Raw genomic sequence first — 11,277 nt, forward strand, 5'->3', positions numbered from 1 at the left:
CATCGAAACCGAAATCAGCCGAAGCAATGATGAAATCAAACAGAGAAATCAGGCTCAGTTGCAATACGACAAAAATATGGGCGTTCTAATTGCTGAAAATGAGATAAAACTCAGCACACTGAAAACAAAACAGCAGATCCAAATCAAAAATAGCGCTAAAACGCCACCAATTGACGAAAAAGCCCTGTTTGAGGAAAAACAGAGGGAAACCCTTGGCAAAGTGCTAAAACGCGAAATCAGCGCAAAAGACGCGAATTTAGACCTGGATTTTATGCAGCGCAATCTCAAACAAGCCGAAATAAACCTGACCAAGCACCACAAACATCAAAACGAGTTCAATCAGCAGCTCGCCCAAGACATCGTGAAAAACAGACTGAAACAAAGTCATGACAAGTTGCAAAGTCTGGTCGATCAACACAATGAATTAACCCAGAACAAACCCTTACTGTTTGGAAAAAAAGCCTGGGAAGCCCAACGTGACGAGGTTTATCAGGAACACAAAAAGCTAAAAGGTCAGCATGAACACCAGAAAAAACATGGTATGAAGGATTTATTGGAAAATGAAAAGTTCAAAGAACATGCCTGGAAGCAGTACCAACAACAACATCCGGCCAAAGCCAAGCAATACCAGACTCTATACTCAACCTATCAAGTCATTAAAAAATGTGTGAATGAGATCAAAGCAGAACAACAGCTGAAACTCAGACAAGAACAACAACTCAAAGCACAGCAACATGCGCCTAGAATGAAATCTCGTGGCATGAGTCGCTAAACAGAGCGAGTGTCTACGAGCGAACTGAGAAAATTTGCCCATCCCTTTCCCTGATTACAAGCTCCCTATCCATCAATCACCTGCTTTACAGAGCATCCCGAATGGGTGCGAACTTTCCAATTTTGATCCCTAAACCGAGCGTAGCGAGAAAAAAAAGCTTATGAGCGAAGCGAATTCCGAGCTGCTTTTGATCTTGCTTTTGCTTTTCTAAAAGTCACGAAAATATGAACCAAAAATTGCCCCGACGAATCGAGCGAAAGCGAGATTCAATAGAGTTTGAGCGAACGAAGTGAAGCGAAAACCAAGGGCAATTTTTCACTCCTTGGGCTTTTAATTATTTTAAAGTTTTTAAATGCTTTTAGATATGCTGAAAGCCTTTGTTCACAATGCTTTTAAGGTTTATATGACACCGTTTACCTTGCAATATGACACCGTTTACCTTGCAATATGACACCGTTTACCTTGCAATATGACACCGTTTACCTTGCTTATAGCACTAAAATTAATTATTGTGTCATAGCATAATAATTAATACTGGTGCTTCATGAGAGAATTAGTGGTAAAAGACAATGCCTTAATCAATGCAAGCTATAACTTAGATTTAGTAGAACAACGTTTAATTTTATTGGCCATTGTTGAGGCAAGAGAAAGCGGGAAAGGTATTAATGCGAATGATCCCCTTGAAGTACATGCAGAAGGCTATATCAATCAATTTGGCGTACATCGCAATACGGCTTATCAAGCATTAAAAGATGCCTGTAATGATTTATTTGCAAGACAATTTAGCTATCAAAAAATAAATGAACGAGGGAATATTGAGAACTATAGATCCCGTTGGGTTAGTGAAATTGGATATGTAGATAATGAAGCAGTGGTTAAACTTATCTTTGCCCCAGCCATAGTTCCCTTAATTACACGCTTAGAAGAGCATTTCACTAAATACGAATTGCAGCAAGTTAGTAATCTCAGCAGTGCTTATGCTGTTCGCTTATATGAATTATTAATTGCTTGGAGAAGTACTGGCTCTACTCCTGTTATAGAGCTAAGTGATTTCCGTCAAAGAATTGGCGTACTCGATACAGAGTACAAGCGTATGGAACGCTTTAAAACTAGTGTACTTGAGCTTGCTATTAAACAAATTAACGAACATACAGATATCACTGTGAAGTATGAGCAACACAAAAGAGGTCGATCAATTTCAGGATTCTCTTTTACTTTTAAACAGAAAAAGAAGGACAACCCACCGATAGAAAGAGATCCGAATACGTTAGATCTCTTTACAAAGATGACTGATGCACAACGCCATATGTTTGCAAATAAACTTTCTGAACTTCCTGAAATGGGTCGTTATTCCCAGGGAACTGAAAGCTATCCGCAATTTGCTGTTCGTATTGCTGAGATGCTGCAAGACCCTGACCGAATAAAAGAACTATACCCATACCTAAAAAAAGTGGGATATATGCCATCAAATAAAAAGGACACCGTAAATGGCTAAGTTATCACTAAGTGAAGTATCTAAAAAATTCCATGTGGATAGATCAACCATTTACAGAGCTGTACGTAATGGACGTTTATCACGCTCCAGTGATGGACAATTCGATCTAGCAGAGGTCATCCGATGCTTTGGAGAACCTGAGCAAACATCTCAAAAAATTGAATCATCTAGGCAAGAAGGTGATGAATCTACAAAAAAACTTATTGCCCATTTAGAAAATGAAGTCAAAAAATACCAAGAACGTGAAGAACGGTTAATGCAACAAATTGACCGTATGCAAACACTCATTGAGCTGAAAAGTGTTGCACCTGCCACAGCATTACCACAACAAGATGCTACGGCATGCGACACCGACATGCCACAGCATGCGACAACACAACAAGACAATGATAATAAAAAGAATAATGAATTCAATATTGCAGAAAATGTGGCAGTGCCACAGCAAGAAACTACGGCATACCACACCCAAACGCTACAGCATGCCACGTTGCAAAATGTGGCAGTGCCACAACACAAAAAGCGTGGCTTATTTGGCCGTGTGCTGAATGCTGTGTTTGATCATGACTGAGCAATCAAGGGAGAGAGATCATGCCAAAATTGAAAGACATTGCCCTGGGCATTATTGTGGCCCCACTGTTAATCCCAATCATGCTGGTTGCATCGTACCAGGATAAAAAGGCACTCAAAAAAGAGCTGAATGAACGCCAAAAAGAAAAAGACCAGGCATCCTGATTATTCAATTAACCTAAACAAAGTTGTGAAACATTGATCAAATAATAGGCGTGGAACGTGAAAAATCATAAAAAAACCCACCTTGGGGAAGATGGGCTATAAACTAGAAACTACAGCATTGATTTCTATAGATAATTATAACGCATTTCGTATAAGGTGTATTATGTTAATTTTAAAGCCTCTAAATAATTTATTGCTTTCGAGTCGCTAACCAACACAAGACTGCTCCTGTTGTCACCATTGCAACACCTTGCCAAAAGATGAAAGATAAGGAAGTGCTTAGAAGTAATGCAGCAAACAAAGCAGATAACACGGGAGTAAAGTAAGAAGCGCCAGCCATTAATGTCATGTTCCCTGAAATAATTCCAATATTCCAAGCACCATATCCCAAACCTAAAGCACCAGCCGCCATAATCAGAGTGACTGTATTGTCATAAGTAAAATTAAGAGCTGACCCACTCATGAGAAGGTATTTTATCCATAGTACAGCTGCAACTAGGGCAAAAAATATAGTGACTAGATTTTTACCCTGAGACGTTTTTACTGTCACAGAACAATATGTAGCCCATAAAATAGCAGCAGCAAAAGCTAAACCATAACTAAGAGGATTAGCCTTCAAATTGGTCCATATCTGGAAGAGATCAAATCCAGTATCTCCCCCTAGCACCCAACAAATTCCAACCAAGGCTAATATGCAACCGGGAATAATTAAAATATTGGCCTTAATGTTGTTAAAAATAATTGCAAATAGTAGAGTAAATGTTGGCCATAGATAATTAATCATGCCAACTTCGATTGCTTGTCTACTGTTTTGTGCATAGCCAATAGAAAGAGCAAAACATAATTCATAAGCAACAAATAAAAGGCTTCCCCAACATAAATAGGATTTTGGGATTGTAGAAAACTTAGGCATGCCAATCGTGAAAAGTAAAATCACGGATGCGACACTGTAAATTAGAGCAGCACCGGCTACAGCTCCAAAACTCTCACTGACACTACGAATTAAGCCTACATTTGTACTCCAAAATATGACAGCTGTAAGACCAATTAAAGTCGATATATTTCTATTGAGTGCAGGTAAAGCGTTTAAAAGCATAACCAATTCCTTTTAAGCTTTAGCATTGATTAAACGATGTGATTTCCTTTGTAATAAAGCCATACTTGCAAAAATTGCAACTACAATTAATAAGACACTAGGTGCTAAGGTATTACCTGTTTGTTGAATTAACCAGGTTGCAACAAAAGGAACTGTTCCACCTAACAATGCATTAGCAGTATTAAAACTAAAGGCAAAACCGGTATAGCGCACTTGTATAGGGAATTGTTCTGTTAAATATGCAGGTAAACTACCATCGTTCATTGCTAACAATGTGCAGAACACGAGCTGGATTATCACCATTTCAACAAAACTGGCGGTTGAAAGTAAGTAGAACAAGGGTACAGTCAGTGCGATAAAGCTTAGACTTGCCCAAAGCAACATTTTCTTACGTCCAATTCGGTCTGAATATTTGCCCATTGCAAAAACCACAGCAATATAAAATAGCAATGAAATTGACCCCGAGATAAAGGCTTGCGTTTTATTTACACCTAACTCTGTAGCTAAATAATTTGGCATGTAACTAAAAATAAGATAGAACGCAGTGGCATTTAAAGATGCAACAGCAAATGCTTTAAAAAGTGCTGGTCGATACTGGGTAAATAAGGCTTTGATTGGAAAATTTTCTTTCTTGCCATTTTTTTGATGTTCTAAAAACTCTGGGGTATCTTCTAACTTGACACGAATGTAGTATCCAATTAAGCCTAATGGTGCTGCCAATAAAAATGGAATTCTCCAGCCATATTCGTGTAAAAATGCCTCTGACATAAAAGCGAACATTGCTGCTGCCATTAAAGAGCCGAGTAGTAAACCCGTTGCAGTACTTGCAGGAACTAAACTGGTATAAAGTCCTCTTTTTTCCTTAGGCGCGTATTCTGCGAGAAAGTTTGCTGCTCCAGCATATTCACCTGAAGCTGAGAAGCCCTGGATCATCCGAAATATTAATAGCATAATCGGTGCAAAAATACCGATACTTTGATAACTTGGTAACAGTGCAATACATACCGTAGCCAGTGTCATTAAGATAATCGACCACGATAAAGCATTTTTTCGACCAAATTTATCGCCCACATGCCCCCAAAAAATACCGCCTAATGGACGCAAAATAAATGAAATTGCAAAGATAGCATAGGCAGCCATTAATGCCGTTAAAGGGTCACTTTGCGGGAAAAAAACAACTGCAATGACTGTTGCCAAAAAACCATATGCTGCATAATCAAACCATTCTACAAAATTGCCAATAAAGCTTGCACTTGCGACACGTCTTAAGGTGTTTTTTTGTTCTACCTGCTTGTCTTTTTTCATTTTTCTCCCCTCGAATCAAATAGGCACTTCTAAAAGAAGTGCCTATGCAATTTATTATTTGATGATGTTATGTTCTGGACCATATGGGAATTTAGTAATATTTTCATTGCCTGATTCTGTCACCACCAAGATGTCATGTTCACGGTAACCACCAGCACCAGCCATACCTTGTGGAATCATGACCATAGGTTCCATGGAAATCACCATGCCAGGTTCAATCACCGTATCAATATCTTCACGTAATTCTAAGCCTGCTTCACGACCGTAATAATGCGATAACACGCCAAAAGAGTGTCCATAACCAAAGGTACGGTATTGTAATAAGCCTTCTTCATAGAAAATTTCATTTAATTCTTTCGCAATATCACTGCAACGTGCACCTGGACGAATCAATTTTAAGCCTGCTTCATGCACCTTAACATTGGCTTCCCAAATACGTAGTGAAGCATCATCGCAATGATCAAAAAATTGTGTCCGTTCTAAAGCTGTGTAATAGCCTGCAATCATCGAGAAGCAATTTAAACTTAAGATGTCACCTTTTTGCACTTGGCGTGTTGTGACAGGATTATGTGCGCCATCGGTATTAATTCCTGACTGGAACCAAGTCCATGTATCCATTAATTCAGAGTTTGGAAAACGTTTGGCAATTTCACGTACCATCGCTTGGGTAGAAGCTAAAGCCACTTCATGCTCTGGTACCCCTTCACGAATCGCTGCAGTCACTGCGAAACCACCAATATCACACACAGCAGCCCCTTGGGTGATATGTGCAATTTCTTCAGCAGATTTAATCATGCGTAGTTTCATACATGGGGCACTAATATCGATAAACTCTACATTTGGCAAAACAGCTTTTAACTTATTTAAACGCTCTAAAGGCAAATGATCAAACTCAATTCCTACACGACCTTTATTCGGAATTTCTTGTGTAACCGCTTTAAAATAGTTATCACGCTGCCAATCGGTATAAACAACGTTATAGTCACCAACCGTACGACGCCAAGGTTGACCAGCATCAATATTTGCTGAAATTGTCACCACTTTTTCTGGGCTAACCACCAGACCGTAGAAGCGACCAAATGAACAATAAATAAAGTCCGCATAATAGTTAATGTTATGTATTGAACTAAATAGAACATGATCAATTTCTAGCTCTTCCATTAGTTGGCGTAGCTTGCTTTGTCTATTTTGATACTCAGATAATGAAAATGTTGCAGAAACTTTTTCACCATTTTCAATGGTTAATAATGATGGTAGCTCTGAAACAGCCAAATTATTTACTAAAGTATTCATATATGTGCCTAGATCAATGTGATGTAACCAATCACCTAAGCTTATGCAGAATATGAGTAGGTATTTTTGCCAAAAACGTCAGAAAGTTGTCAAAAACCGACAAGATTAAAAAATACTAATTAGCAAAATCTAGAACATTACGTTCAAATTTGGGTGAATAGTTAAAAAAAGCTTTATATGCTTTAGTAAAACTAGATCCGTTACAAAAACCGCATGCCAAAGCAATATTTGAAATGCTTAAAGTAGACTGTTTAAGTAGATTCTGTGCATAGGTGAGTCTTAGTTTTAAATAATATTCTTTCGGAGCCAATTGCAGATTCATTTTAAACAAGCGCTCTAAGGTACGCGGTTGAATTTTTACATGCTGTGCAATTTCAGCAATGGTTAAAGGCTCATTAATATTATTTTCCATTAAGCGCAATACATCTTGAATTGGAAAATCAAGTTTTTTCCTATGTTCAGAAATGGGTTGATGTTGAATTTCATTGCTCTCACGTACTTGATGAACAATAAATTGCTCACAGATTCTCTTAGCAATATTTGGATAATGTATTTCAACAAGTTCCAAGCCTAAATCAATCGCTGCAAGCCCACCAGAACAGGTAAAACGATTCTTATCAATGGTAAAAATATGCGGGGTAAATTGTACTAATGGAAATTCTTCTTGTGCAGCTAAGGTATTTTCCCAATGAAGACTAGCACGAAAGCCATTTAGCAGATCTGCTTTTGCCAATACATAAGCACCTGTACATAAACCACCTAAAGCAATTTTTTGTTGATCAAGCCGATATAAAAAATTCTTTAAGTATGGGGTCATATTCTTATACAGTTGAAAACCACCACAAATAAAAACGATATCCATATTCAGTAAATGTGGCAAAACACAGGTATGTTGTATTTGCAGACCATTGCTTGCGCAACTGTGATGACCATCTAAACCCGTCACGTTCCATTGGTATAAATTATCTTGTGTGACATAGTTAGCCATACGTAATACTTCAAGCATGTTTGAAAAGGCAATCATGGAAAAGTTATCGAGCAATAGAAAACCAATACGCTTAGAGTTTTGCAACATAAAATTAATATACTTTACTTTTTTTCATATTTTTATTAAGCAATTTTAGGACCACAATTTTGATTTTTCAGATTTAAATAATTTTAAAGTGTAAGGTAATACCTTAGATACTACAGAAAATCCTGGAAGCCAAACGCACCAAAAAATATTGGTTCAGAATATAATTTTTAATTAACAAACCTATTTGAAACAGAATATTAGTTGATATCTTATTTGTTACAGATTCAACAGACAATCTCTTATCAGAAATTTAAAAAACTGCACTATCCCACCAATTTATTATTACCCATTTAACATAATGGTCGTTATCCGAAATCGTCTTTTATAAGTTAAATAAAATCATGTACTTAGCTATTTTACATAACCCAAAACTACCGCAAAAATCCGCTTTGGAAACAAAGCGGATTTTTTTTGAGCAAGTTTGATACTTCTTGCCAATAAAATTGGTTAAATAATGATCAAAAATAGCAATTCCATAGAGTTTTTAAGCCTTTTTTACCCAAAAGAATCCACAATTTCTGCGGATAACCATTGGGATAAATTTTGATTATTTTTTGTACGTTTTGGCTTACAGCGTTTCACGAAATTGTCTGTATCTATCCCCCGATGAAGCTCTTATGATTGATCTATATGGACAGGATGTTCAATGACTTAAAACAACAATAATAATCAGTCAGGCACCATGACCATCAGGTAGTCAGCCCTACCTATGCGCTCCATACCGAAAAATCCCGACATGACGTCGGGATTTTTTATTATCTAAACTTCTTAAATTAAAGTTGGATGAGCATCTAAAATACGAATTAAAGTCGCTGCAGGACCAGTCGGATAGCGACGGCCTTGTTCCCAGTTTTGCAGGGTTCTCGCGCTGATATGCAAACGTGCAGCAAATTCAGCCTGGGTTAAGCCTGTTTTCTCACGTACTTCTTTAATATCCGGTAATTCAAGCTCTGTGACTCGACTTGCCTTTATCTCCTTACGCTTGATGGCACCAGCTTCTTTGATTGAAGCAACCAGGTCATCAAATAAGTTGTTATCCATGAAATTGCTCCTTTACTAATTGACGTAGAATCGAGGTTTCTTTGTCTGTCAGATTATCTTTCACAGACTTTGGATAAGCCACCAGGAAAAAGATCTGATCATCTTCTGTAACCCAATAATAGATCACACGGATACCGCCACTTTTGCCTTTATTGCCCTGAGCACAACGTACTTTACGAATTCCACCACCATTCTTGATTAAGTCGCCCTTATCAGGCTGTACCAAGAGATCTTGCTGGAGCTGACGATACTCTTCATCACTCACAAGCTCTTTGATTTGCTTAGTAAAAATACTGGTTTCAATGAATAACATAGGTTTAAGTACGTCAATGGCGTATAAGAATTTTAGCAGTTTTAGAATAAAAAAACGAGAGCTGTGAACTCTCGTTTCGCATAAGCAAAGGCTTACAAATATAAATATTAGGTATAAAAAACCCGCATGATAGCGAGTAGGTCCTGATATTTCATTCAGACTATAGATTTTATAAAAACTATATTTCTAGATGATTTTAAATATTTTTCCACTTAAGGTACTTTGAAAAAGCATTTCAAAACTAGGTCGAATATCTTCACCATCAACGGTGATATGTTTTATATTCAAATGAGATTGTGTGTTGGCAAACTCATGATCCACTGTGGCTTGAATAGCGTGTTTAACGCCAAACTGGTCTTTTACGCTGAGAGTCTGTTTAAACATATATATTTCCTTAAAAAAATTGCAGTGGAAATCCCACATAAATTATTGATGTTTAAAAATTTATCGCTAAGCAACTTTATGATTTAATTTAAATAGCTGATTTAGAGAAGTGTAAAATGTACGGCCATCCAAATTTAAATCAACTTCGATTCCAGATTCCAGTAGAACTCTTTTACCTACTTCGATTTGTTTTAAACCTTGACGTGTATTTTGCATTTTATGTAGAGGAATTAATGAAACAATAATTTCAGTACCATTTTTAGATTTTGCAATTAAATCATTTACTTTTAACAACTTATATCCTATTTTTTAGAGATTTTTTCAATTTTGAAAACATTTTAAAGCTTAAAAAAAGCACTTATGAGTGCTTTTTTATTACTGCTTATTATTACTTAGATAGCAACAATATTTACAGCATTCGGTCCTTTTTGACCTTGAGCTACACTGAATTCAACTTGCTGGCCTTCAAATAAGGTCTTGAAACCTGAACTCGCGATTTCGCTGAAATGAGCAAAAACGTCTGGACCTGATTCTTGTTGAATGAAACCAAAACCTTTAGTTTCGTTAAACCACTTAACAGTACCTTTAACAACATTTGAGTTTGACATAATATATCCTACTAATTTTTAATAATTTTTTAGTCATTTTATTGACTGATTAATAACTTTGAAAATAATAAAGAATGAGACTTAAAATCTAAAAAACGAAGGATTATGACTAAAACTGCGATACTTAAGGAAGATTTACCGAAACAAGACTTTTTTTCTAGTTAAGTTAAATATACAGTAAAAATAAAAATAATCAAGTTTTTTGATATAAATATTAATTTTTCTTATAAAATCCATATTTTTTTCTTTAAAAATTAATTAAATTCAATAAGTTATTTATTATATTATTTAATATTTTCTTTAACATAAAATCTCTTATGCGAAATTACATACCAACTTTAACCACATTGTGGACAGGTTGGAGTTTAGAGATAAGAAAAATTTCTAGAGCATTTGCTAAATAAGCCCTATCACGTTCAAAGCCTATCGTAATGATGGATCCAGCATCTTTTAATCTTGGATCTATCGCAATATATTCAGTTTTATCTTCATTCCATCGGCAATATTTCATTACCCTGGCGCTTAAGCCATTACCACGATAACGGCCAGCACCTCTAGAAGTGCCAACACCGATATAAGTCACTAAATCCCCTTTGATAAACGCATATACACCTTGTTTATCGTAATTAGGAATTTTCCCAAAATTAAAATGTACTGGTGACCATTCAGGAGGCGTTCCTAATAGATCTACATTCCAGTGATGTTCAAAAAATAATTCTGTATTACGTATTAACTCATTAAGTGTTGGATCTTCCACTACTCATCTCTCAAAATTTATAAATTAAAAAGCTTTCGGTCACGCTCATCTGTCAAATACTTATCCATCTGAGCAATTAGTTTAGCTCTGGCTTGTTCATCTTCTTCAGTGATTTTTAGCATGCAGGATCCAATTAAAATTTTGCGTCTGGTATCGTCCTTTCGTGCCTGTTCTTTCTCTTTGGCACGTTCTCTTGCCAGTGCTGCCTGTCTTTGAGCCTTTAACTGCTTTAGCTTTTCTTCCTGTGCCTTGATTTTGCTGTCTAGTGTTTCAGTAACGCTCATTAATCCAATACCATCATCCTGGGAAACCATCCCTAACATAAGCGCACTTGAATATGCATTCAAGGTGCTATATGTATAGTAATGTTTTCCTCGAAGAGCGCACTTATGCAAACGAAGTTTGC

14 protein-coding genes and 1 pseudogene are annotated in these 11,277 nt (G+C 36.6%); 4 read left to right on the forward strand and 11 right to left on the reverse strand.

What is annotated here, in order from left to right:
- The 4 genes and pseudogenes from E0D95_RS15550 to E0D95_RS15705 all read left to right on the forward strand — a co-directional run.
- Nucleotides 1-772 (forward strand): annotated as a pseudogene (locus tag E0D95_RS15550) (MobQ family relaxase); the annotation flags it as partial.
- A gap of 544 nt (nt 773-1,316) precedes the next feature.
- A complete protein-coding gene (gene repM / locus E0D95_RS15560) occupies nt 1,317-2,267 on the forward strand; it encodes a replication initiation protein RepM (protein WP_001208778.1) in 951 nt (316 codons plus the stop codon).
- Nucleotides 2,260-2,835 carry a plasmid replication DNA-binding protein gene (locus E0D95_RS15565; protein WP_017725651.1) on the forward strand — a complete coding sequence of 192 codons (576 nt, stop codon included), beginning with the start codon at nt 2,260-2,262 and terminating at the stop codon, nt 2,833-2,835. Before repM ends, E0D95_RS15565 begins: the two co-directional genes overlap by 8 nt.
- Nucleotides 2,836-2,855: 20 nt before the next feature.
- On the forward strand, nt 2,856-2,999 hold the full coding sequence (locus tag E0D95_RS15705) for a hypothetical protein (protein ID WP_004786602.1): 144 nt from the start codon (nt 2,856-2,858) through the stop codon (nt 2,997-2,999).
- Nucleotides 3,000-3,189: 190 nt separating this feature from the next.
- On the opposite strand, the gene yddG is transcribed toward E0D95_RS15705, so the two are convergent.
- From yddG to E0D95_RS15620, 11 genes are all read right to left on the reverse strand, one after another.
- Nucleotides 3,190-4,095, reverse strand: coding sequence for an aromatic amino acid DMT transporter YddG (yddG, locus tag E0D95_RS15570; protein ID WP_005130397.1), 906 nt, complete (start codon nt 4,093-4,095; stop codon nt 3,190-3,192).
- A 12-nt stretch (nt 4,096-4,107) separates the two neighbouring features.
- The gene (locus tag E0D95_RS15575) at nt 4,108-5,400 is read right to left on the reverse strand and encodes an MFS transporter (protein ID WP_005130395.1); all 1,293 of its coding nucleotides are present in this window, start codon (nt 5,398-5,400) and stop codon (nt 4,108-4,110) included.
- A gap of 54 nt (nt 5,401-5,454) precedes the next feature.
- Nucleotides 5,455-6,693 (reverse strand): M24 family metallopeptidase, encoded by a 1,239-nt coding sequence (locus tag E0D95_RS15580; RefSeq protein ID WP_120371440.1) that lies wholly within the window; start codon nt 6,691-6,693, stop codon nt 5,455-5,457.
- A 115-nt stretch (nt 6,694-6,808) separates the two neighbouring features.
- Complete coding sequence (locus tag E0D95_RS15585; RefSeq protein WP_005130393.1) at nt 6,809-7,768, reverse strand: GlxA family transcriptional regulator; 960 nt, start codon at nt 7,766-7,768, stop codon at nt 6,809-6,811.
- 768 nt (nt 7,769-8,536) lie between these two features.
- Nucleotides 8,537-8,809: a NadS family protein gene (nadS, locus tag E0D95_RS15590; protein ID WP_000369780.1), complete on the reverse strand. Its 273-nt coding sequence runs from the start codon at nt 8,807-8,809 to the stop codon at nt 8,537-8,539.
- On the reverse strand, nt 8,802-9,122 hold the full coding sequence (locus tag E0D95_RS15595) for a type II toxin-antitoxin system RelE/ParE family toxin (protein ID WP_000897309.1): 321 nt from the start codon (nt 9,120-9,122) through the stop codon (nt 8,802-8,804). Before E0D95_RS15595 ends, nadS begins: the two co-directional genes overlap by 8 nt.
- Nucleotides 9,123-9,308: 186 nt before the next feature.
- Entirely contained in the window at nt 9,309-9,506 is a 198-nt protein-coding gene (locus E0D95_RS15600; protein WP_000476222.1) for a hypothetical protein, read from the reverse strand.
- 66 nt (nt 9,507-9,572) lie between these two features.
- A complete protein-coding gene (locus tag E0D95_RS15605; protein WP_000921865.1) occupies nt 9,573-9,800 on the reverse strand; it encodes a hypothetical protein in 228 nt (75 codons plus the stop codon).
- Between the two features lie 98 nt (nt 9,801-9,898).
- A complete protein-coding gene (locus E0D95_RS15610; protein WP_000071892.1) occupies nt 9,899-10,114 on the reverse strand; it encodes a cold-shock protein in 216 nt (71 codons plus the stop codon).
- A 325-nt stretch (nt 10,115-10,439) separates the two neighbouring features.
- Nucleotides 10,440-10,871 (reverse strand): hypothetical protein, encoded by a 432-nt coding sequence (locus tag E0D95_RS15615; protein WP_000390052.1) that lies wholly within the window; start codon nt 10,869-10,871, stop codon nt 10,440-10,442.
- A gap of 17 nt (nt 10,872-10,888) precedes the next feature.
- A complete protein-coding gene (locus E0D95_RS15620) occupies nt 10,889-11,155 on the reverse strand; it encodes a DUF8583 domain-containing protein (RefSeq protein WP_006581723.1) in 267 nt (88 codons plus the stop codon).
- Nucleotides 11,156-11,277: the final 122 nt, after the last annotated feature.

This window comes from Acinetobacter ihumii (assembly GCF_900625095.1).
Lineage (GTDB): Bacteria > Pseudomonadota > Gammaproteobacteria > Pseudomonadales > Moraxellaceae > Acinetobacter > Acinetobacter ihumii.

Coding starts and splice junctions, on each gene's coding strand:
- E0D95_RS15565 (WP_017725651.1), top strand. CDS start 2,260: ATGGCTAAGTTATCACTAAGTGAAGTATCTAAAAAATTCCATGTGGAT.
- E0D95_RS15585 (WP_005130393.1), bottom strand. CDS start 7,768: ATGTTGCAAAACTCTAAGCGTATTGGTTTTCTATTGCTCGATAACTTT.
- E0D95_RS15705 (WP_004786602.1), top strand. CDS start 2,856: ATGCCAAAATTGAAAGACATTGCCCTGGGCATTATTGTGGCCCCACTG.
- E0D95_RS15610 (WP_000071892.1), bottom strand. CDS start 10,114: ATGTCAAACTCAAATGTTGTTAAAGGTACTGTTAAGTGGTTTAACGAA.
- E0D95_RS15575 (WP_005130395.1), bottom strand. CDS start 5,400: ATGAAAAAAGACAAGCAGGTAGAACAAAAAAACACCTTAAGACGTGTC.
- E0D95_RS15620 (WP_006581723.1), bottom strand. CDS start 11,155: ATGAGCGTTACTGAAACACTAGACAGCAAAATCAAGGCACAGGAAGAA.
- E0D95_RS15600 (WP_000476222.1), bottom strand. CDS start 9,506: ATGTTTAAACAGACTCTCAGCGTAAAAGACCAGTTTGGCGTTAAACAC.
- nadS (WP_000369780.1), bottom strand. CDS start 8,809: ATGGATAACAACTTATTTGATGACCTGGTTGCTTCAATCAAAGAAGCT.
- yddG (WP_005130397.1), bottom strand. CDS start 4,095: ATGCTTTTAAACGCTTTACCTGCACTCAATAGAAATATATCGACTTTA.
- E0D95_RS15580 (WP_120371440.1), bottom strand. CDS start 6,693: ATGAATACTTTAGTAAATAATTTGGCTGTTTCAGAGCTACCATCATTA.
- E0D95_RS15595 (WP_000897309.1), bottom strand. CDS start 9,122: ATGTTATTCATTGAAACCAGTATTTTTACTAAGCAAATCAAAGAGCTT.
- repM (WP_001208778.1), top strand. CDS start 1,317: ATGAGAGAATTAGTGGTAAAAGACAATGCCTTAATCAATGCAAGCTAT.